Source organism: Bradyrhizobium sp. P3_C3 (genome assembly GCF_056402655.1).
This window is the reverse complement of the sequence record NZ_JBFUGY010000074.1, coordinates 1-20776: the sequence shown is the minus strand read 5'-3', so window position 1 is coordinate 20776 and position 20776 is coordinate 1. Positions and strand designations below refer to the sequence as shown.

Genomic DNA, 20776 nt, shown 5'->3' with positions numbered 1-20776 from the left:
CGAGCGCGTCACCCGCGTTCCGCTGTCCTCGCGCGAGATCGCGGGCGTGCTGAACCTGCGCGGCCGCATCGTCACCGTGGTCGACATGCGCGCCCGGCTCGGCCTGCCCAAGCCCGAGGACGGCAAGACCCCGATGGCGGTCGGCGTCGACCTGCGCGGTGAATCCTACGGCCTCCTGATCGACCAGATCGGCGAAGTGCTGCGCCTTGCCGAGGCCGGCATGGAAGAGAACCCCGTCAACCTCGATCCCCGCATGGCCAAGCTCGCCGGCGGCGTCCACCGCCTCGACGGCCAGCTCATGGTCGTCCTCGACGTCGATCGCGTCCTCGAGCTTAAAACCGAAGTGCAAATGGCTGCCTGAGCTAACCGAAACATCGAAGCCGGAGAACCAAAATGAAGACATGTTTGGTGGTCGATGATTCCAGCGTCGTGCGAAAGATCGCGCGCCGGATCCTGGAAGGCCTGGAATTCGAAGTCACCGAGGCTGAGGACGGCTCGAAGGCGCTGGAGATCTGCCAGCGGCAGCTGCCCGATGCGGTGCTGCTCGACTGGAACATGCCCGTGATGGACGGCTTCGAGTTCATGGGCCACATGCGCCGCCTGCCCGGCGGCGACCAGCCGAAGGTGGTGTTCTGCACCACCGAGAACAACGTTGCTCATATCGCCCAGGCGCTCAGCGGCGGCGCCAACGAGTACATTATGAAGCCCTTCGACAAAGACATCATCGCCGACAAGTTCGCTGAAGTCGGCTTGATCCCGGTCGGACAAGCCATGGTCTGAGTATCTGGCCCGAGCGTTTCAGCCAGAGTGTCCCCAGTACAGCTTCCGAGAGGCTATCCGTGACCCCGACCGAGTATGAGTATCTGCGTAAGTTCCTGAGGGATCATTCCGGGCTCGACCTGTCCGCAGACAAGCAATATCTGATCGAAAGCCGGTTGTTGCCGCTCGCCCGCAAGGCCGGGCTGTCCGGGATCGGCGAGCTCGTGCAGAAGCTGCAGGGCGGCTCGAGCGCGCTCGTCACCAGCGTGGTCGAAGCCATGACCACCAACGAGACCTTCTTCTTCCGCGACAAGGTCCCGTTCGATCATTTCCGCGACACCATCATGCCTGAGGTCATCAAGGCGCGCGCCGGCCGACGGAGCGTGCGCATCTGGTGCGCCGCCGGCTCGACCGGGCAGGAGCCCTATTCGCTGGCGATGTGCCTGAAGGAGATGGGCGCGGCCCTGACCGGCTGGCGCATCGAGATCATCGCGACCGACCTGTCGCAGGAGGTGCTCGAGAAGGCCAAGGCCGGCATCTATAGCCAGTTCGAGGTGCAGCGCGGCCTGCCGATCCAGATGCTGATGAAATATTTCAAGCAGACCGGCGAGACGTGGCAGATCAATCCCGAGCTGCGCGCGATGATCCAGCACCGGCAGCTCAACCTGCTGCATGATTTTGCCCAGCTCGGTACCTTCGACGTCATCTTCTGCCGCAACGTGCTGATCTATTTCGACCAGGACACCAAGATCAACATCTTCAACCGCCTCGCCCGCCAGATCGAGGGAGACGGCTTCCTGGTGCTGGGTGCAGCCGAAACCGTGGTCGGACTGACCGACACGTTCAGGCCGATCCCGGATCGTCGCGGCCTCTACAAGCCGAACGACCCGCGTGCAGCGGCAGCCAAACCGGCTCTCGCCGGCGCCGCGCCGCCGCGCATGGCGGTGTTGGCAGGACGATAGGCATGGCAGAGGATGGCAAGGGCGCGGAGCGCGTCACGTTCAGTCGTGGCTATGATGTCTGCATCATGGCGATCGACGGCACGTGGCGGCGCGACTGCAAGCTCAATGCGATTTCCGACACCGATGCCATCCTCACCGTGGATGGCTCGATCCAGGGATTGAACCTGAAGGAATTCTTCCTGCTGCTGTCGTCGACCGGACTCGCCTATCGCCGTTGCGAGCTGGTGCGCGTCAACGGTGCCGAAATGGACATCCAGTTCCTGCGCGGCAAGAACCGGAAGAAGCGCGGCGCCGCCGGCGGCCGTGACGAGGCAGCGTGATCACCAGATAGGCCTCGTCCCGCGCGCCCCGTCGCCGCTTTCCGCGACGTTGGTTCATATTTGCTAAAACATCCGGACGAATTCGCCGCACCGGCTTTACGTGGCCTAAGCGCGAGCCGTGTAGCAATTGCCCGTCTCAATCTCAGGATACGGCAATGCCCCGAAGTTCCCTCTCCCCCATCCCGTCAAATCTGCCCGACGTCGCCGAGCGGCGTGCGCTTCAGCTCCTGGTGGTCGACGACGACGCCACGCAGCGCAGCCTGATCACGGTCGCCGCCAGGCAGGCCGGCCATGAAGTCACGGTGGCGCCGTCCGTCGCCGAGGCGATCGAGAAGCTCCGCGCCGCCCGCTTCGACTGCGTGACGCTCGATCTCGTGCTGGAGGATGGCGACGGCATCGACGTGCTGCGCGAGATGGCGGCGGCGAAATTCGCAGGCCATGTGATCGTCATCAGCGGTATGGACGGCAAGCGTCGCAGCGCCGCCCGCAGCTTCGCCCGTTCCGTCGGGATCCAGCTCCAGGGCCTGCCGAAGCCGCTCGATCTCGCCGCGCTGCGGATCAGCCTCGCCAATCTCGGCAAGACCGCAATGGGGCTGCCGGCGATCCACACCTGGGGTGGCGTCGCTACCGACGCGATCGTGGAACGGCACCGCGCCTGAGGCGCGGAGCTGCCATGCGATCGGACGCGGGCACTGCGCCGCGCCGGTCGCAATTCAAGCCGGATTGCCGGATTCAGACAGGTATTGCAGGGCGTGGCCGAGGCCTGCCCGGCAGGCGTTGAGAGCGGCGTTCGCGGTGGCATAACGCGGCGTGACGTCGTCGAGTATGAAGACGTCGGCGGAACCTTCCGGATCGTTGCTGTGTTCTTGATCCATGGCTGCGGCGATCCGGCGCATACTGGTCTCGATCTGCGCGATCAGCAAGCGAAGGTCGGCGGCGATCAATCGTTGGCTGTCGGCCTCGGATGTTGCGACCAGCGGCAGCGTATCGGCCAAATTTAGCATAGATATTCTCCGTCTCCTGCAATTAGGCGCAATGCCGCTACTTGTGCGTTAAGTCTATGTCCCGTACAAATACGGGTGGGCCGAATCCGCGCCGAACGCCATAACGGTTGGCGCGGACGCGAGTCCGTAATGCCAACTGGATGTGGCACATGGCCGAGCAAACCTCTCGTGGTGAAATCTTCGTGGTCGACGACGACCCTGCGGTTCGCGACACCTTGTCGATGGTGTTGAAGGCGGCGGGTTATGAGGTGATCTGTTTTGCGGACGGCGCAGCGCTGCTCTCCGTCGCGCGGAACCGTACGCCGGCTGCGATCCTGCTCGACGTGCACATTCCCGGAAAGTCGGGCCTCGACATTCTGAAGGAACTGCAGGGCGAAGATTATCCGGCGCCGATCTTCATGATCTCCGGGCAGGGCGACATCTCGATGGCGGTGGGCGCCATCAAGAGCGGCGCGCTCGATTTCATCGAAAAGCCGTTCCGCGGCAGCGAGATCGTCGGCCGGCTGGACGAGGCGATCGGAGCCTATGCACGCAGGCAGGCAGAGAGCGTATCGCCGAAATTCTCTTCGCTGCACTTCCCCGGACGCGAGCCGTTGACGCGGCGCGAACGCGAGGTGCTCGAGCAGTTCGCTTCCGGTGCGTCCAACAAGGAAGCCGGCCGCACGCTCGGCATCAGCCCACGCACCATCGAGGATCACCGCGCCAACATCATGAAGAAGCTCGGGGCGCGCAACGCCGCCGATCTGATCCGCATCGTGATGACCGCGGCCCAGCGCGCGTCGTAACGCGACTGGCCATCTCTCTCGTGCCCCGGACGCAGCGCGTCATGTAATGATGCGCTGCTGAGCTGGCGCCCATCTCTCCAATGTCACGGCTGATGGTTGTTCTGGGTCCCGGCTCTGCACAGCAGCGTTGCACGCTGCAGTGCGTCCGGGACACGAGACTGTCATCCCTGCAGCGCCTTGCGGATGATCCGCGCCAGATCGGATTTGCGATACGGCTTCGCCAGCAGCAGCACGCCTAAATCCAGCCGGCCGTGATGGATGATCGCGTTCTCCGTATAGCCTGAGGTGTAGACCACCCTGAGGTCCGGACGCGTCTTCGACACCTCGTCGGCAAGCTGCCGTCCGTTCAACTTGCCGGGCATGATGACGTCGGTGAACAGCAGGTCGAACGGCTTGCCGGTGGCGACGATCGCGAGCGCCTCAGCTGCGTTCGCGGCCTGCAAGGTGACGTAGCCGAGCGAGTGCAGCTGCGCCAGCACGTAGTCGCGCACCAGCCGGTCATCCTCGACCACGAGGATCGTCTCGTGTCCGCCCTCGATCGTCGACGGCGTCACGCCTTCGCCCACGGCCGCGGCCGTCTTGCCGGGCGGCAGATACGTCTTGATCGTGGTACCGTGGCCTTCCTCGCTGTAGATCTTGATGTGGCCCGTGGACTGCTTGATGAAGCCGTAGACCATCGAAAGCCCGAGCCCGGTGCCCTTGCCCGGTCCCTTCGAGGTGAAGAACGGATCGAACACCCGGGCCAGCATGTGCGTAGGAATGCCCGTGCCGGTGTCGCTCACGGCGATCAGCACATAGTGTCCGGGCCTGACGTCGTTGACGCTGGCATAGACCTCGTCGAGATAGGCGGCGCCCGTCTCCACGATCAGCTTGCCGCCGCCGGGCATGGCGTCGCGGGCATTGAGCGCGAGATTGAGGATCGCGGTGGTGAGCTGGTTGGGGTCGACGATCGCGACGCAGCTCTCGTCCTCGAACACCGATTCGATCTGGATCTGCTCGCCCAGCGTCGGGCGCAACAGCTTTGCGGTGTCGATGATCAGCGCGTTGATGTCGACCTCGCGCGGCTGCAGCGGCTGCTTGCGCGCGAAGGCGAGCAGGTGCTGGGTCAGCTCGGCGCCGCGCCCGGCGGCCTCGTCGATCATCTTCGTGATCGCCGCAAGCTCCGGCTCCTTCGCCACCGCGTCGGCCAGGATCTCGATCGTCCCGGTGATGACGGTGAGGATGTTGTTGAAGTCATGCGCCACGCCGCCGGTGAGCTGGCCGACAGCCTCCATCTTGTCGGCGTGGCGGATGCGCTCCTCGGACGCGATCTTGTCGGTGAGGTCGCGGTAGAACACGTTGAACAGAATGCCTTCGCGGCGTTTCAGCGCCGTGACGCTCAGCTCGGCCCTGAATTCCTTGCCGTCGCGACGGCGAACCGTGAGCTCGCGGCGGCGGTTGAGCGTCTGGCCGTCCTGGGACTCGAGGAAGCGCGCGAGGCCGGCCTTGACCCGCTCCCGCTCGCTCTCGGCGACGATGAGGTCGACCCCATTCCTGCCCAGCGCTTCGTCGCGCCGCCAGCCGAACAGCTCCTCGGCCCGCGAGCTCCAGTTCAGGATGGTGCTGCGCTCGTCGGTCTGGACGAAGGCGTCGAGCGCGGTCTCGACGATATTGCGCGCGAGCAGCTCGCTTTCGCGCAAGGACTCTTCCGCGCGCCTCGCCTCGGTCATGTCGCGTCCGACGAAGAAGAAGCGTTTGGCCTGATCTGACCAGTTGCCGAGCCAGGACAGCCAGACCTCGCGTCCGTCCTTGTGGATGCAGCGGGTGTCGGCGAGCCTGGGGTGCCCGCCGCGCCGGAGCGCGCGCATCTCCTCGCGGGATTGCTCGAGATGCGCGGGATGGATGAAATCGACGCCGCTGCGGCCGATCATCTCGTCCGGCGGGTAGCCGAGCACGGCCTGGCTGCTCGGGCTGACCTGCACGATATGGCCCCGCGAATCCATGATCATGATCAGATCTTCCGAGGCGTCGAACAGCTGCCGCCGTTCCTCGATCTGCTGTTGCAGCGCGCGCTCGGTCCGTCGCGCATCGGTCAGGCGGCGCGCCGTGCCGGACGCGCCGATGATCTCGCCTGAATCGTCCCTGATCGGTGACAGGCTCACCGAGATTTCGACCGGACTGCCGTCCTTGCGCAGGCGCACCGTTTCGAAGTGCTCGATCCGCTCGCCCGTCGCAATCCGCCGCAGATAGTCCTTGCCCTCTTCGCGGCGATCGGGTGGCAGGAGGATCAAGGTCGGCTGTCCGACCGCTTCCTCAGCCGTATAGCCGTAGAGGCGCTCGGCCGCCGCATTCCAGCCGATGATGATGCCGTCGAGCGTCTGCATGACGATCGAATCGTCGGAGGATTCGACCGCCGCGCTGAACAGGCGTTCGCGGACGGCGAGCTGGTCGCGCGCGGCCTCGGTGCGCCGCCGCTCCTCGACCTCATGCTCCAGCGCTGCCGTCTTCGCCCGCATTTCATCGATCAAACGGGCAAATGCCCGCGCCAGCACACCAGTCTCGCCGGGGGCGTCGGTTGGAATTCTGATGGAATTGTCCCGACCGAGCCACTCGACCGCCGCAGTGAGTTGCCCGATCGGCCGGGTCAACGACCGCGCCAGCAGCACGGCCAGTATGGCGGCGACCAGCACCGCGATGAGGCCGATCGTGATGGTCGATTTCTCGATGGTGACGGCCGGCGCCATGAAGACGGCGTTGGGCACGACGCGGATGACACCGACCCACTGGTCCTCGGCCAGGATTGCGGGTGCGATCGCGGTGCCGCTCGGCTTGCCGTCACTGCCCGGCACGACCTGGGTCGCGCCCAGCGTCGATCCGGTGATGGCTGCGAAATAGGGGAAGTCGTCCTGCCAGCGTGTTGGTGTCCCCAGTTGCGAACCGAACTCGCGGGTGCGATCCGGATGCACGAGATAGTCGCCGCTACGGCCGACCAAATAGACCGCTTCACCGTTCCGGATCGATATCCTGATCCGGTCGAACACCTGGCGCATGTCGACATTGATGACGACGATGCCGAACAGCCGGTGATCGGACCCAAACAGGGGCGCCGCGACGCGCAAGGTCGGAACATAGGGCATCTGAACCACGCCGTCGTCGACGTCCAGTTCGACCGGGGAGACGCTGACCTGGTCTTCTGCCAGCTTGACCGCCGCCTGGAAGAATGAGCGCTCGCCCTTGTTCTGCAAGGCATCGTCGGGAACCGCACGCACCGCTCCGTTCGGGCCGGAGCGGTCGACGCGCAGATACTCGACGCCGTCGGCACCGATGATGCGGAATTTTGCGTAGGCCGGGTTGGCGCCGACGTCGGCCACGAGGCGCGTCAGCAAGCGGTCGCGCCAGGTCTTCTCCGAGAGGTGATCGACCGGATCGACCCCGTCGTTGAAATGGGCATCGATCATGCCGCGCGCGGCGGCACGGGAGCGGAACGTCGCAACGTCGGCGCGAGCGCCGTTCACATGCGCTTCGAGCTGCGAGGCCAGGAGCCGCGAGTGGCCCTCGATACGGTCGAGCACGCGCGGCAGGAAGGCTTGCTCCAGGCTGTAATGGCTCAGCCATCCGACAGCGGCGACCGCAGCCGCGACCAGCAGGATCATTGCGATGGCCAGCCGGGTCGCGAGGGTCATATCGGCCTTCGCGCCGCGTCGCGAGCGGTCCCGAATGTCCTGCTACGCTGCAACATGGATAGCCCCGTCATCGGCTGCCGGAGGCGGCATTGGCTTGTGGCGCGGATGTGAGACAGCCGTCGACAGCGGCGAGCAGGGCGTCCGGCCGGAACGGCTTCTGCAGACTTGCGACCGCGCCGAGCTTGGTCGCCATCTTCAGAAAGTCCGGCTCGGCATACGCGTCCGGGGTGACGGCGCGGCGGCCGGAAATGACGACGATCGGAAGGGCCGGCTGCAGCACGCGGATGTGGCGCATCGTCTCCAGTCCGTCCATGCCGGGCATGAATATGTCGAGGAACAAGAGGTCGAACTGGCTCGTCTCGAACCGGGCAAGTCCCTCGTAGCCATCGCCGGCGACCGTAACGTGATGACCCGCTCTTTCCAGGATCAGCCGGATCGTGATCTGCACGGCCGGGTCGTCATCCACAATCAGGATGTTGGCCACGTCTGAAACCCTCCGGGCCGGATGGGACGTCCAGCGACCCCAAATCAAAGCATCAAATGCGAAATTGTTGCGCGGATTCCGTCCGGCCTGCAAGCGCTTCGCGGCCGACACCTTGTCCGCCTCGCGCGATTCCGGCGAGGTCGGCCATATGCATGCTTACGTGCACATGCGGTCCCTGACCCACGCCCGGGTCGCGTCGCGGGCCTAATCGGTCAGGTATTCGGGATGATGGCTCCGGATATTGTCGAGCTCGCTGAGCGTGCCCGACAGGTGCTTGCGCAGATGCTGTTGCGCGGCGTCAGCGTCTCCGGCCTCGATCGCGCGCGTGATCAGCTTGTGGTGGCGGACGATGTTCTGGGCCTTGCCGGGCGAGGGCAGATGCAGCCGGCGCAGCCGGTCGATATGCCCGCTGCGGCTGCGCACCAGCGTCCACAGGTCTTGCTTTCCGGCGGCGGCGTAGAGCTGGGCGTGAAAATCATTGTCGCCGGCGATGAAGCTCTCGAAGTCCCCGGCCTTGGCGAATTGCTGCTGGAGCGCGATCGCGTGGTCAAGGCGGATGACCAGGGCCTGGTCATGCTGTTCCGCGAGGATCCGGACGATTTCGAGCTCCAGCGCCTGGCGCAGGAAATGGGCCTGCTCGGCGCGGCCGACGTCGACCCGGCTGACCACGGTCGCGTGCTGCGGAAACACGTCGACGAGCCCTTCCTCCTCGAGCCGCATCAGGGCATCGCGCACCGGTGTCGAGCTGACGCCGAACTGGCCGGCAAGCTCGGCGCGTGACAGGGGCGCGCCCGGCGGCAGTTCCAGGGCGATGATCGCATTGCGCAGCCGCTCGAACACCTGCGGCGCGGCCTGGCGGGCGCGGTCGAGCCTTGAAACGGCTTTTGCGGGTCGTGCCGCGCGCGGCGCGGTATGGGTTGCTTCCATGGCGGGTCCCGCGGGCTTGCCTTTGATGCACTAATATATTAGTGCATCAGCAGGGTCAACGCAGCTCGACGCTGGCCGGAGGAAACACACAACAATGATCAAGCATCTTCGTAGCAAGCTTGCGGCTGCCGCCCTGATCGCCGCAACCGTCCTGCCGGTATCCGCGGCGCATGCGCAGCAGAAATCCGAGATCTCGCTGTCGCGCCAGCCCGGCATTTTCTACATGCCGAGCCACATCATGGAAAAGCAGAAGCTGATCGAGAAGCACGCAGCTTCGCTCGGCGTACCCGGCGTCACCACCAAATGGGTGACCTTTTCCGGCGGCGGCGCGCAGACCGATGCGTTGCTCGCCGGCGGCGTCGACATCCTCAACACCGGCACCGGCAATCTTCTGTTGCTGTGGGACCGCACCCGCGGCGGCGTGAAGGGCATCGTCGCGACCTCGGCGCAGCCGATGACGCTGATCAGCCGCGACGCCAACATCAAGTCGATCAAGGATTTTGGTCCGAGCGACAAGATCGCGGTGCCGACCGTAAAAGTCTCGACCCAGGCGATCGTGCTTCAGATCGCGGCCGCCGAGGCCTTTGGTGCCGACCAATGGTCGAAGCTGGACGCCAACACCGTGCAGCTTGGCCATCCCGACGCCTATGCGGCGCTGTCCAATTCGAAGCACGAGGTGCACACCCACTTCTCGATCCCGCCTTTCACTTTCCTGGAGCTGAAGAACGTGCCGGGCGCGCATGTCGTGCTGAATTCGCCTGACGTGATGGGCGGTCCGCTGAGCCAGGCGCAGTTCTTCACCACGACGAAATTCGCCGACGCCAATCCGAAGATCATCCAGGCGGTGCGCGATGCCACCAAGGAAGCGCAGGATCTGATCCGCAGCGACACCAAGCAGGCGGTCGAGATCTACAAGGAGATCACGGGCGACAAGACCTCGGTGGAAGAGCTGCTCGATCTCCTGAAGGAGCCCGGCATGATGGAATGGAATCTCGAGCCGCAGGGTACGATGAAATTCGCAGCCCATCTGTTCAAGACCGGCACGCTGAAGAACCAGCCCAAGGCCTGGACCGACTATTATCTCCCCGTCGCGCACGACCTGAAAGGCAACTGATGGCGCTGCTCGACGTCAACGGGGTGACGCTGCGCTACAAGACCTCCAGCGCCGTCGTCACCGCCACCGAAAGGGTCAGCTTCACCGTCGACAGGTCCGACCGCTTCGTGCTGCTCGGGCCGTCCGGCTGCGGCAAGTCGACCCTGCTCAAGGCCGTCGGCGGCTATATGACGCCGAGCGAGGGCCGCATGACCATCAACGATCGCGAGATTCACGGTCCGGGCGCCGACCGCATGATGATCTTCCAGGAGTTCGACCAGCTCCTGCCCTGGAAGAGCGTGCTCGCCAATGTGATGTTTCCGCTGCTGACCGCGCGAAAACTGTCGCGCAAGGACGCCGAGGCCCGCGCACGGGCCTATATCGAGAAGGTCGGCCTCACCCGCGTCGTCGACGCCTATCCGCACACGCTGTCCGGCGGCATGAAGCAGCGCGTCGCGATTGCGCGCGGCATGGCGATGGAGCCCGATATCCTGCTGATGGACGAGCCGTTCGCCGCGCTCGACGCGCTGACGCGGCGCACCTGCCAAGACGAGCTGCTTCAGCTCTGGAGCGAGACCAAATTCACGGTGCTGTTCGTGACGCATTCGATCGCGGAAGCGATCCGCATCGGCAACCGCATCCTGCTGCTGTCGCCGCATCCCGGCCGCGTCAAGGCCGAGGTCGTCGACGTCGACAAGGTCTCGAATGGAGACGGCAGCGCCGGCCGGCTGGAGAAGGAGATCCACGATCTCCTGTTCGCGGCCGAAGCTGTGGCGCATTGAGGGAGCCTGTCATGGGCGAAGCGAGAATATTGCTGCGCGACGCGTCGGTTGCCGCGACCGGCGGTGCGGGCGAGGTCGAGCGCAAGCTGAGCGTGCCGGAGCTGTTGTGGAACGACGGTTTTGTCCGCAAGACCGTCATCATCCTGTTCCTGGCGGCGGTCTGGGAAGCCTATGGCGTCGCTCTCGACAATCCGCTGCTGTTTCCGACGCTGCACGACACCATCGTGACGCTATGGGAGCGCGTCAAGGACGGCACCATTCCGATGCGGGCATGGACCTCGCTGAAGGTGCTGTTCATGGGCTATTCGGCCGGCATCGTGCTGGCCGCGATCTTCACCGTGCTCGCCATCTCGACGCGGATCGGCACCGACTTCCTGGAAACGGTCACGGCGATGTTCAACCCGTTGCCGGCGATCGCGCTGTTGCCGCTCGCGTTGATCTGGTTCGGCCTCGGCAATGGCAGCCTCGTCTTCGTGCTGATCCACTCGGTGCTGTGGCCGGTCGCGCTCAACACCCATTCCGGCTTCAAGAGCGTGTCCAACACGCTGCGCATGGTCGGGCGCAATTACGGCCTTCGCGGGCTGCCCTATGTCGCAAAAATTCTCATCCCCGCCGCGTTCGGCTCGATTCTCACCGGCCTCAAGATCGGCTGGGCCTTTGCATGGCGTACCCTGATCGCGGCCGAGCTGGTGTTCGGCGTGTCTTCGGGCCAGGGCGGGCTTGGCTGGTTCATCTTCGAGAACCGCAACCTCCTCGACATACCCGCAGTGTTCGCGGGCCTCTTGACGGTGATTATCATCGGGCTTTTTGTCGAGAACCTGATCTTCCGCGCCATCGAGCGGAACACCGTGCAGAAATGGGGCACCCAATCATGACCAAGAAGAAAATCACGCCCGACCAGCTCCGCAGCGCGCGCTGGTTCGCGCCCGACGACCTCCGCTCATTCGGCCACCGTTCCCGCACCATGCAGATGGGCTACGCCCCGGAGGAGTGGAAGGACCGCCCGTGCATCGCGATCCTCAACACCTGGTCGGACGCGCAGCCCTGCCACATGCACTTCAAGTCGCGCGTCGACGACGTCAAGCGCGGCATCCTGATGGCCGGCGGCCTGCCGATCGAGTTGCCGGCATTGTCGCTGTCGGAATCGCTGCTGAAGCCGACCACGATGCTCTACCGCAATCTTCTGGCGATGGACGCCGAGGAGCTGTTGCGGAGCCATCCCGTCGACGGCGTGGTGCTGATGGGCGGCTGCGACAAGACCACGCCGGCGCTGTTGCTCGGCGCGACCTCGATGAACATCCCGGCGATCTATCTGCCGGCGGGACCGATGCTGCGCGGCAATTGGAAGGGCAAGACGCTCGGCTCCGGCTCCGACGGCTGGAAATACTGGGACGAGCGGCGCGCCGGCAAGATTTCCGACAAGGACTGGCTCGATATCGAAGCTGGCATCGCGCGGAGCTACGGCACCTGCATGACCATGGGCACGGCCTCGACCATGACCGCGATCGCCGAGGCGATCGGCATGACGCTGCCGGGCGCCTCCTCGATTCCGGCCGCCGACGCCAACCACATCCGGATGGCCTCGGAATGCGGCCGGCGCATCGTCGAGATGGTGTGGGAGGATTTGACGCCGAAGACGATCCAAACCCGAAAAGCCTTCGAGAACGCAATTGCTGTGGCCATGGCGATGGGCTGCTCCACCAACGCGATCATTCATCTGATCGCGCAGGCCCGCCGCGCCGGCCTCGACATCGGCCTCGATGATTTCGAGATCGCGAGCCGCAAGGTGCCGGTCATCGCAAACGTCCGCCCGAGCGGCGATGCCTATCTGATGGAGGACTTCTTCTATGCCGGCGGCCTGCCGGCGCTGATGGGCCAGATCAAGCCGCATCTGCATCTCGATTGCATCACCGTGACCGGCAAGACGCTCGGCGAAAACATCGAAGGCGCCGAAGTGCACAATGCCGATGTCATCCGCGGCGTCGATAACCCCATCTACAAGGAGGGCGCGCTCGCCGTGCTCAAGGGCAATCTCGCGCCCGACGGCTGCGTCATCAAGCCGTCCGCATGCGCGCCGCGCTTTCTCAAGCACACCGGCCCTGCGCTGGTGTTCGACGACTATCCCTCGATGAAGAAGGCGGTCGACGATCCCAACCTCGATGTCACCGAGGATCACATCCTCATCCTGCGCAATGCAGGGCCGCAGGGCGGGCCGGGCATGCCGGAATGGGGTATGCTGCCGATCCCGACCAAGCTCGTGAAGCAGGGCGTGCGCGACATGGTGCGGATCTCGGACGCGCGCATGAGCGGCACCAGCTATGGCGCCTGCATTTTGCACGTTGCGCCCGAATCCTATGTCGGCGGCCCGCTGGCGCTGGTGCGGAATGGCGACCGCATCACGCTCGACGTCGCAGCGCGCACTATCAACCTCGATGTGTCCGAAGCCGAGCTCGAAAAGCGTCGCGCCGCCTGGAAGCAGCCCGAGCGCCGCTTCGAGCGCGGCTATGGCTGGATGTTCACCAAACACATCAAGCAGGCCAATGACGGCTGCGACTTCGACTTCCTGGAGACCGATTTCGGCGCGCCGATCGGCGAGCCGTCGATTTACTGACCGTCGTTCCGGGGCGCGCGTAGCGCGAACCGGAACCCATTTCACCGCGTTGCGTGCGGCCCGATGGATTCCGGGCTCGCCGCTGCGCGGCGCCCCGGAATGACAAGAGGATACACATGTCCAAACTTTCTGAAGCCACCCGCACAAAACTCAAATCCGTCTCCACTGCCACCGTCGCCACCGCGCTGTTCAAGCGCGGCCTGCGCATCCAGATGATCCAGGACGTGCACCCGCTCGGTGCCGACCAGCCAACCATGGTCGGCGAGGCCTTCACGCTGCGCTACATGCCGGCGCGCGAGGACCTCAACACCATCGACGTCTTCAAGGATCGTTCCCACCCGCAGCGCAAGGCGATCGAGGATTGTCCGCCCGGCGCCGTGCTGGTGATGGACAGCCGCAAGGATGCGCGCGCGGCCTCTGCCGGCGCGATCCTGGTGACGCGGTTGATGAAGCGCGGCGTCGCCGGCGTCGTCACCGATGGCGGCTTCCGCGATTCCGCCGAGATCGCCAAGCTCGGCATTCCCGCCTACCATCATCGTCCCTCGGCGCCGACGAATCTCACGCTGCACCAGGCGATCGAGATCAACGTGCCGATCGGCTGCGGCGATGCGCCGGTATTTCCGGGCGACGTCATTCTCGGCGATGCCGACGGCGTCATCGTGATCCCCGCGCATCTCGCCGACGAGATCGCGAACGAAACCTTTGAGATGACCGCGTTCGAGGATTTCGTCACCGAGGAAGTCGGCAAGGGCCGCGGCATTTTTGGGCTTTATCCGGCTACTGATCCGCAGACGCTCACCGATTTCGCGGAATGGCGGAAGAAGAACGGCCGCTAGGCCAAGACCAATCACATCAAGAAACAGGCCGGCCGCATCAAGCGCCGGCCTTTTGTCGAGCAGGGGAGGACTTCAATGAATTTTACACGACGCAATCTCTTGGCCGGTGCTGGCGCAGCTGCGGCGTCTACGTGTCTGGCTCGCGCTGCCGGCGCCCAGTCGTTCGCGTTCACGCCCAACCAGCGCTATCCCGATCCCGCCGTCCAGATCCTCGATCCGAGCTTTGGAAAATACCGGCTTTATTCCTCAACGGTCGAGCAGGTCGCGACTGGCATGCGCTGGGCCGAAGGCCCCGCTTATTTCCCCGAGGGCGGTTATCTCCTGTTCTCGGACATTCCCAACAACCGGATCATGAAGTTCGACGAGAAGACCGGGCAGACCAGCGTGTTCCGCGCCAACGCCAATTACGCTAACGGCAATGCGCGCGACCGCCAGGGCCGCCTCGTCACTTGCGAGCACTCCGTCACCCGCCGCATCACCCGCACCGAGAAGGACGGCAAAATCACGGTTCTCGCCGACAAGTTCGAGGGCAAGCGGCTGAACGCGCCGAACGACATCGTGGTGAAGTCCGACGACAGCATCTGGTTCACCGATCCGCTGTTCGGCATCAACGGCGAGTGGGAGGGCAAGAAGGAGAAGGCCGAGCAGGCCACCACCAACGTCTATCGCATCGCCAAGGACGGCAAGATCAGCGCCGTCCTTACCGACCTCGTCAATCCCAACGGCCTTGCCTTCTCGCCGGACGAGAAGAAGCTCTACATCGTCGAATGGAAGGGCACGCCCAACCGCAGCATCTGGAGCTACAATGTCGGCGACGACGGAGCCTTGAGCGGCAAGACCAAGCTGATCGATGCCGCCGACCAGGCCTCGCTCGATGGTTTTCGCGTAGATCGCGACGGCAATCTCTGGTGCGGCTGGGGCTCCAACGGCGCGCTGCAATCCGAACCCACCGAGATCGGCGGCCGCAAGGTCTTTCAGCTCAGGGGCAAGTCGGAAGATCTCGACGGCGTGACGGTGTTCAACGCGGACGGCAAGCCGCTCGCCTTCATCAAGCTGCCCGAGCGCTGCGCCAACCTCTGCTTCGGCGGCCCGAAGAACAACCGGCTTTACATGGCGAGCAGCCATTCGGTGTATGCGCTGTATGTCGAGGCGCATGGGGCGGTGTGAGGCAGAGCTGACCAGCTAAGCTGCCGTAGGGTGGGCAAAGCGAAGCGTGCCCACCGCTCTCGTCGCAATTGCTGAAAGATGGTGGGCACGGCGCGATGCGCCTTTGCCCACCCTACAGAGCTGCCGAATTCCTTCGCCTCTCCCCGCGTGCGGGGAGAGGCCCGTAGCCCGGATGGAGCACAGCGCAATCCGGGGCGGTCTTGCCGTCTGCACGAATCCCGGATTTCGCTGCGCTCCATCCGGGCTACAAGGTCACGCCTCCGGCATCCCCGCTGCCCAAAGCGCGAACGCATAGACGATTGCGACTTCATCCAGCCGGTCAAAACGCCCCGATGCGCCGCCGTGGCCGGCGCCCATGTTGGTGCGGAGCAGCACCGGGCCGCCGCCGCTCATGGTCGCGCGCAGGCGCGCGATCCATTTGGCCGGCTCCCAATAGGTCACGCGCGGATCGGTCAGGCCGCCCATCGCCAGGATCGCCGGATAGTCCTTGGCCGCGACATTGTCATACGGCGAGTACGACAGGATGGTGCGAAAATCCTTTTCGCTCTCGATCGGGTTGCCCCATTCGGGCCATTCCGGCGGCGTCAGCGGCAGCGTGTCGTCGAGCATGGTGTTGAGCACGTCGACGAACGGCACTTCGGCGACGATGCCCGCGAACAGCTCGCCGGCGCGGTTTGCCACCGCGCCCATCAGCATGCCGCCGGCCGAGCCGCCATGGCCGACGATGCGCTTTGCACTCGTGTACTTCGCATCGATCAGCGCCCGTGCGCTGGCTGAGAAATCATCGAACGAGTTGGTCTTCTTCTCGCGCTTGCCGTCGAGATACCAGCCCCAGCCCTTGTCGGCGCCGCCGCGGATATGGGCGATGGCGTAAACAAAGCCGCGGTCGACCAGTGACAGGCGATTGGCGTTGAACGATGCCGGCATCGCCATGCCGTAGGAGCCATAACCGTAGAGCAGCAGCGGCGCCGAGCCGTCGAGCTTCAGCCCGCGGCGATAGAGGATCGACACCGGCACCTCGGCGCCGTCATGCGCCTTGGCCATGATGCGCGTGGTGACATAGTCGGCCGCATCGTGGCCCGACGGGATCTCCTGGCGCTTGCGTAAGGTCCGCGTGCGCTTGACCATGTCGTAGTCATAGACTTCCGACGGCGTCGTCATCGACGAATAGGCGAAGCGCAGATTCGTCGTCTCGAATTCGTAGGAGCCCATCGTATCGAGCGAATAGGCCGCCTCGTCGAAGGCGATGGCGTGCTCGTCCCTGGTCGCGAGATCGCGGATCACGACCGACGGCAGTGCATTGGCGCGCTCCAGCCGCACCAGATGGCCGGCATAGAGATCGAGGTCGATGATGTAGACGCCGGGACGATACGGGACCAGGTCGCGCCAGTTCTTGCGCTCGGGCGAAGCCAGCGGTGCGGTGACGATCTTGAAATCGATGGCGTCATCGGCATTGGTGAGGATGAAGAGCTCGTCGCCGCGGTCCGCCAGCGAATATTGCACGCCGTCCTCGCGCGCCGCGACCAGGCGCGGCGGCGCTTCGGGGTGGGCGAGATCGATCAGCCGCTGCTCGGAAGTCTCGTGATCGCCGCCCGCGATCACGCAGAAGCGGCCGCTGGTGCTCTCATGCAGATGGGTGAACCAGCCGGAATCCTGCTCCTCATAGACGAGCGTGTCGTCGGCCTGCCTGGTGCCGAGCTTGTGCAGCCACACCTGCATCGGGCGATGGTTGTCGTCGAGCTTCACGTAGAAGAAGCTCTTGCAGTCCTTGCTCCAGACGATGCCGCCGTCGGTCTCCTCGACCAAATCGTCAAGATCCTTGCCCGTGGCCCAGTCGCGGACGCGGATGGAAAAATATTCCGAGCCCTTGGTGTCGGCGCTCCAGGCTTGCAGCTTGTGATCGTTCGAGTGGCGGCTGCCGCCGAACTTGAAATATTTGTGGTCCTTCGCGAGCGCATCGCCGTCGAGCACGATATGGCCCTCGCCACCGTCGCGCGGCATGCGGCCGAACAATTCGTGCTGCCCACCCTCGCGAAACCTGCGGAAATAGGCGAACGGCCCGTCGGGCGAGGGCACGCTGGAATCGTCCTCCTTGATCCGTCCGCGCATCTCGCGCACCAGCGTCTTCTGAAGTGACGAGGTGTGGCCGAGCAGGCTCTCGGTGTAGCCGTTCTCTTCATCGAGATATTTGCGGATGTCGGGATCGAGCACGGCGGGATCGCGCAGCACCTCCTGCCATTTCTCGTCCTTCAGCCAGGCATAGTCGTCGGTCACGGTGATCCCGTGCCGCGTGAAGGAATGCGGCCGGCGCGGGGCGACGGGGGGCTGGGAAGGTGTCTTGGCTTGTGTCACGCGGTCCTCATCATCTCGTACTCGCGCTGCGCTCCCTCTTTACCTCTCCCCGTAAGAACGGGGAGAGGTAAAAGAAAGGCGCGCCGCATCGCTCGCCGTGTTCCACCTTATATCGTCCCGATTCCACGAATTGCCAGCGCCGCTGCGCCAAGTCGCCGGGTTGTTGATCGCCCCCTTGTATGCTTTAGGGGCAATACCCCCGCCGCCGGTCCAGCCTGATGCTGTTCAATTCCTACCCGTTCATCCTGTTGTTCCTGCCGGCCGTGCTGGCCGGCTATTTCTGGCTCGGGCGGCGCAGCAATCTGGCGCCAGTGATCTGGCTGGCGCTGGCCTCGCTCGCCTTCTACGCCATCGGCAGCTGCCAGTTCGTGGCCCTGCTGCTGATCTCGATCGCCTTCAACTACGGCGTCGGCCATCTCCTGATCGCGGCGAAGCTTGCCCCAATGCAACGAAAGGCGGCGCTCGCGCTCGGCGTCGTCGGCGACCTCCTGGTGCTCGGCATCTTCAAATATGCCGGCTTCGTCGCCGAGAACATCAATGCGCTGGCCGGTACGCATGTCGCGGTCCACATCCTGCTGCCGGTCGGCATCTCCTTCTACACCTTCACGCAGATCGCGTTCCTGGTGGATGCGTATCGTGGCCAGGTCGCGCGTTACGCCTTGCCGCACTATGCGCTGTTCGTGACCTACTTTCCGCATCTGATCGCGGGGCCGATCCTCCACCACAAGGACATGATTCCGCAATTCGAGCGGAAGGAGACCAAGTATCCGGACGCGCACCTGGTCCTGTGCGGAATCGTCATCTTCGCAATCGGCCTGTTCAAGAAGACCTGCCTTGCCGACGGCATCCAGCCCCTGGTGGCGCTCGCCTTCGAGGCGCGCTCGCCGAGCTTTGATCAGGCCTGGTGTGGTGCGCTCGCCTACACGTTCCAGCTCTATTTCGACTTCTCCGGCTACTCCGACATGGCGATCGGGATATCGCTGATGTTCGGCATCTTCCTGCCGGTGAATTTCAACTCACCCTACAAGGCCACCAGCATCGTCGAGTTCTGGCGCCGCTGGCACATGACGTTGTCGCAGTTCCTGCGCGACTATCTCTACATCTCGCTCGGCGGCAACCGCCGCGGCCGTGTGCTGCGCTACGTCAATCTGATGATCACGATGCTGCTCGGCGGGCTCTGGCACGGCGCGGCCTGGACTTTTGTCGCCTGGGGCGCGCTGCATGGCGCTTATCTCTGCGTCAATCATGCCTTCAACGCGCTGGTGCCCAACGTCCCGGCGTTGCTCGTGCGCCCGGCCCGCATTGTCGGAGCCATCCTGACGTTCCTCGCCGTCGTCGTGGCCTGGGTTTTCTTCCGCGCCGAGAGCGTTACTTGGGCGCTGCGCGTCCTCCACGCGATGGCCGATCCGTCGAATATCGTCCTCGGCCGCGAGGAGATCGCCGCATTGGTTCTGGTGTCGATCTACGCCGCGCTGGTGTGGCTGGCGCCGAACACGCAAGGAATCATGGGATACGATCACGACAATCGCAGGGTCGGCGAGGCCCTGCCGGCAGGGCGGATGCGGCCGCTGTTTCTCTACGGCGCGTCGCTGGTGCTCGCTCTCGGGATTCTCGGCATCCAGAGCCACAGCGAATTCATCTATTTCCGGTTCTGATGCGGGGCAATTTCACACATCTGAGACGTCTTCTGCTCGCCAGCATCACCTGCGTGCTGGGCGCGGCGGTGCTCACCTATCTCGTCGATCCCCTGCAACTGTTCCGCCCCTCGCGTCTCACCGCATTCTATTCCGACGACACGCGCGTGCAGAATGCCGGGTTGATCCGCAGCCAGTCGTTCGACACCGCCTTCATGGGCACCTCGCTCGCGATCCATTTCCGCCAGAGCGACATCGATCGCGCGCTCGGCGTCCACTCGCTCAAGCTGGCGATGACCGGGTCCAATTCGCGCCAGCAGGGCTTTGTGCTGGAGCGGGCGATCGAGCGTGGTGCCCGGGGTGTGATCTGGGCGATGGACGATTTCATCTTTGTCGATGCGGCCGATATCGAGGCCGATCCCTTTCTGTCCGTCGATCTCTATCGCCAGACAACGAAGGGCATCGCGTCCTATCTGTTCAGCGCCGCGATGGCGAAGGAATCCTTGTTCGCGCTGCTGCGGTCGATCCCGCCGCTGCAGCAGAAGCTGACCCAGGCGGCGCCGTTTCTCCCCGTCAAGTTCGCGCTGTCCGACGTCGACGACATCTACGCGCTGCCGCGCGATTTCGACGTCGCGCGTGACTACAATGCGAAGAAGGCGCTTGCCTCGTTCGCTTACATCACGAGCCCCGTGCGCAGCCGCTTCCTTGGCGAAGGCTATGGCTACGACGCCATGCTCCGGCATTTCGAACGCGACGCCGTCGGCTTGATCACGCGTCATCCGGACGTGACCTTCGACATCTACTTGCCGCCCTATTCGATCCTGCAGTTCGTGGCGATGCGTGATGCCTCGCCTGCGACGCTGAAGATCGTCACCGACCTCACCGCGCGCATCGCCGAGCGGCTGACGCAGCTTCCGAATGTGCGTCTGTACGATTTCCGCGCGATCAGGGCGGTGACGCACGATCTCGATAACTACAGCGACGTCATCCACCATTCGCCGGCGGTCGATGCGAAGGTGCTGAATTGGCTGGCGCGTGGAGAGTATCGCGTCGATCCTGAGGCGCCGCTCGCGTCGCTGGATGCGCTGAAGGTTCAAGTCGAAGCGTATCGAGTCGCGCGCTGAACTTCCCCTCTCCCCCTGTGGGAGAGGGTGGCTCACCGCGTAGCGGCGAGACGGGTGAGCGACTGTGTTCGCTGTCAAGCGGGTTGCCATGGTGTTTTAGTCCTGATCATGACATTGAGGATGGTCAGCAGCTTGCGGGCGACGGCGATCAGGGCAACGAGCTTCGGCTTTCCATTGGCCACGAGGCGCTCAAAGAAGGCCTTGAGGACGGGGTTGTGACGTCTGGCGGTCATTGCTCCCATGAACAATACCGTTCGCACCGCTTGTCGCCCGC

19 protein-coding genes and 1 pseudogene are annotated in these 20776 nt (G+C 64.3%); 14 read left to right on the top strand and 6 right to left on the bottom strand.

Going from position 1 to position 20776, the window contains the following annotated elements:
- The 5 genes from AC1DW2_RS41175 to AC1DW2_RS41155 all read left to right on the top strand — a co-directional run.
- The coding region (locus AC1DW2_RS41175) for a chemotaxis protein CheW (protein WP_477008920.1) at positions 1-361 on the top strand (361 nt) is incomplete at its 5' end.
- 32 nt (positions 362-393) lie between these two features.
- Positions 394-780 (top strand): response regulator, encoded by a 387-nt coding sequence (locus tag AC1DW2_RS41170; protein WP_018321619.1) that lies wholly within the window; start codon positions 394-396, stop codon positions 778-780.
- Positions 781-839: 59 nt separating this feature from the next.
- Positions 840-1721, top strand: a complete 882-nt coding sequence (locus tag AC1DW2_RS41165) for a CheR family methyltransferase (protein WP_477008919.1) — start codon at positions 840-842, stop codon at positions 1719-1721.
- 2 nt (positions 1722-1723) lie between these two features.
- Positions 1724-2041, top strand: a complete 318-nt coding sequence (locus AC1DW2_RS41160; protein ID WP_014490546.1) for a hypothetical protein — start codon at positions 1724-1726, stop codon at positions 2039-2041.
- A 155-nt stretch (positions 2042-2196) separates the two neighbouring features.
- Positions 2197-2700: a response regulator gene (locus AC1DW2_RS41155; protein WP_071908597.1), complete on the top strand. Its 504-nt coding sequence runs from the start codon at positions 2197-2199 to the stop codon at positions 2698-2700.
- Positions 2701-2754: 54 nt separating this feature from the next.
- On the opposite strand, the gene AC1DW2_RS41150 is transcribed toward AC1DW2_RS41155, so the two are convergent.
- On the bottom strand, positions 2755-3045 hold the full coding sequence (locus tag AC1DW2_RS41150; RefSeq protein ID WP_085398200.1) for a hypothetical protein: 291 nt from the start codon (positions 3043-3045) through the stop codon (positions 2755-2757).
- Positions 3046-3194: 149 nt separating this feature from the next.
- On the opposite strand from AC1DW2_RS41150, the gene AC1DW2_RS41145 reads away from it, so the two are divergent.
- Positions 3195-3830 (top strand): response regulator transcription factor, encoded by a 636-nt coding sequence (locus AC1DW2_RS41145; protein ID WP_071916993.1) that lies wholly within the window; start codon positions 3195-3197, stop codon positions 3828-3830.
- A 161-nt stretch (positions 3831-3991) separates the two neighbouring features.
- Here the strand turns inward: AC1DW2_RS41145 and AC1DW2_RS41140 are convergent, their stop codons facing one another.
- The 3 genes from AC1DW2_RS41140 to AC1DW2_RS41130 all read right to left on the bottom strand — a co-directional run bounded on the left by AC1DW2_RS41140 (position 3992) and on the right by AC1DW2_RS41130 (position 8903).
- On the bottom strand, positions 3992-7492 hold the full coding sequence (locus tag AC1DW2_RS41140) for a PAS domain S-box protein (protein ID WP_477008918.1): 3501 nt from the start codon (positions 7490-7492) through the stop codon (positions 3992-3994).
- Positions 7493-7559: 67 nt separating this feature from the next.
- Positions 7560-7976 carry a response regulator gene (locus AC1DW2_RS41135; protein ID WP_477008921.1) on the bottom strand — a complete coding sequence of 139 codons (417 nt, stop codon included), beginning with the start codon at positions 7974-7976 and terminating at the stop codon, positions 7560-7562.
- Between the two features lie 204 nt (positions 7977-8180).
- On the bottom strand, positions 8181-8903 hold the full coding sequence (locus AC1DW2_RS41130) for a GntR family transcriptional regulator (RefSeq protein WP_477008917.1): 723 nt from the start codon (positions 8901-8903) through the stop codon (positions 8181-8183).
- A 94-nt stretch (positions 8904-8997) separates the two neighbouring features.
- Between AC1DW2_RS41130 and AC1DW2_RS41125 the strand changes: the two genes are divergently transcribed.
- The 6 genes from AC1DW2_RS41125 to AC1DW2_RS41100 all read left to right on the top strand — a co-directional run bounded on the left by AC1DW2_RS41125 (position 8998) and on the right by AC1DW2_RS41100 (position 15392).
- Entirely contained in the window at positions 8998-10017 is a 1020-nt protein-coding gene (locus tag AC1DW2_RS41125; RefSeq protein WP_477008916.1) for an ABC transporter substrate-binding protein, read from the top strand.
- On the top strand, positions 10017-10778 hold the full coding sequence (locus AC1DW2_RS41120; protein WP_063980471.1) for an ABC transporter ATP-binding protein: 762 nt from the start codon (positions 10017-10019) through the stop codon (positions 10776-10778). The genes AC1DW2_RS41125 and AC1DW2_RS41120 overlap by 1 nt, the downstream gene beginning before the upstream one ends.
- A gap of 11 nt (positions 10779-10789) precedes the next feature.
- The gene (locus AC1DW2_RS41115; RefSeq protein WP_477008915.1) at positions 10790-11653 is read left to right on the top strand and encodes an ABC transporter permease; all 864 of its coding nucleotides are present in this window, start codon (positions 10790-10792) and stop codon (positions 11651-11653) included.
- On the top strand, positions 11650-13389 hold the full coding sequence (araD, locus tag AC1DW2_RS41110) for an L-arabinonate dehydratase (protein ID WP_477008914.1): 1740 nt from the start codon (positions 11650-11652) through the stop codon (positions 13387-13389). The genes AC1DW2_RS41115 and araD overlap by 4 nt, the downstream gene beginning before the upstream one ends.
- Before the next feature lie 116 nt (positions 13390-13505).
- Positions 13506-14225, top strand: a complete 720-nt coding sequence (locus tag AC1DW2_RS41105; protein ID WP_477008913.1) for a ribonuclease activity regulator RraA — start codon at positions 13506-13508, stop codon at positions 14223-14225.
- 75 nt (positions 14226-14300) lie between these two features.
- A complete protein-coding gene (locus AC1DW2_RS41100; protein WP_477008912.1) occupies positions 14301-15392 on the top strand; it encodes an SMP-30/gluconolactonase/LRE family protein in 1092 nt (363 codons plus the stop codon).
- Between the two features lie 252 nt (positions 15393-15644).
- On the opposite strand, the gene AC1DW2_RS41095 is transcribed toward AC1DW2_RS41100, so the two are convergent.
- On the bottom strand, positions 15645-17744 hold the full coding sequence (locus tag AC1DW2_RS41095) for a S9 family peptidase (RefSeq protein WP_477008911.1): 2100 nt from the start codon (positions 17742-17744) through the stop codon (positions 15645-15647).
- A 218-nt stretch (positions 17745-17962) separates the two neighbouring features.
- Between AC1DW2_RS41095 and AC1DW2_RS41090 the strand changes: the two genes are divergently transcribed.
- Positions 17963-19399, top strand: coding sequence for an MBOAT family O-acyltransferase (locus AC1DW2_RS41090; protein ID WP_477008910.1), 1437 nt, complete (start codon positions 17963-17965; stop codon positions 19397-19399).
- Complete coding sequence (locus tag AC1DW2_RS41085; protein WP_477008909.1) at positions 19399-20502, top strand: hypothetical protein; 1104 nt, start codon at positions 19399-19401, stop codon at positions 20500-20502. The genes AC1DW2_RS41090 and AC1DW2_RS41085 overlap by 1 nt, the downstream gene beginning before the upstream one ends.
- 74 nt (positions 20503-20576) lie before the next feature.
- On the opposite strand, the pseudogene AC1DW2_RS41080 reads toward AC1DW2_RS41085, so the two are convergent.
- Positions 20577-20776 (bottom strand): annotated as a pseudogene (locus AC1DW2_RS41080) (IS110-like element ISMex17 family transposase); the annotation flags it as partial.

Bases quoted from the DNA above. Each gene is read 5' to 3' on its own strand.
- AC1DW2_RS41170 (WP_018321619.1), top strand. From the start codon at position 394: ATGAAGACATGTTTGGTGGTCGATGATTCCAGCGTCGTGCGAAAGATC.
- AC1DW2_RS41160 (WP_014490546.1), top strand. From the start codon at position 1,724: ATGGCAGAGGATGGCAAGGGCGCGGAGCGCGTCACGTTCAGTCGTGGC.
- AC1DW2_RS41155 (WP_071908597.1), top strand. From the start codon at position 2,197: ATGCCCCGAAGTTCCCTCTCCCCCATCCCGTCAAATCTGCCCGACGTC.
- AC1DW2_RS41150 (WP_085398200.1), bottom strand. From the start codon at position 3,045: ATGCTAAATTTGGCCGATACGCTGCCGCTGGTCGCAACATCCGAGGCC.
- AC1DW2_RS41145 (WP_071916993.1), top strand. From the start codon at position 3,195: ATGGCCGAGCAAACCTCTCGTGGTGAAATCTTCGTGGTCGACGACGAC.
- AC1DW2_RS41140 (WP_477008918.1), bottom strand. From the start codon at position 7,492: ATGACCCTCGCGACCCGGCTGGCCATCGCAATGATCCTGCTGGTCGCG.
- AC1DW2_RS41130 (WP_477008917.1), bottom strand. From the start codon at position 8,903: ATGGAAGCAACCCATACCGCGCCGCGCGCGGCACGACCCGCAAAAGCC.
- AC1DW2_RS41125 (WP_477008916.1), top strand. From the start codon at position 8,998: ATGATCAAGCATCTTCGTAGCAAGCTTGCGGCTGCCGCCCTGATCGCC.
- AC1DW2_RS41120 (WP_063980471.1), top strand. From the start codon at position 10,017: ATGGCGCTGCTCGACGTCAACGGGGTGACGCTGCGCTACAAGACCTCC.
- AC1DW2_RS41115 (WP_477008915.1), top strand. From the start codon at position 10,790: ATGGGCGAAGCGAGAATATTGCTGCGCGACGCGTCGGTTGCCGCGACC.
- araD (WP_477008914.1), top strand. From the start codon at position 11,650: ATGACCAAGAAGAAAATCACGCCCGACCAGCTCCGCAGCGCGCGCTGG.
- AC1DW2_RS41105 (WP_477008913.1), top strand. From the start codon at position 13,506: ATGTCCAAACTTTCTGAAGCCACCCGCACAAAACTCAAATCCGTCTCC.
- AC1DW2_RS41100 (WP_477008912.1), top strand. From the start codon at position 14,301: ATGAATTTTACACGACGCAATCTCTTGGCCGGTGCTGGCGCAGCTGCG.
- AC1DW2_RS41090 (WP_477008910.1), top strand. From the start codon at position 17,963: ATGCTGTTCAATTCCTACCCGTTCATCCTGTTGTTCCTGCCGGCCGTG.
- AC1DW2_RS41085 (WP_477008909.1), top strand. From the start codon at position 19,399: ATGCGGGGCAATTTCACACATCTGAGACGTCTTCTGCTCGCCAGCATC.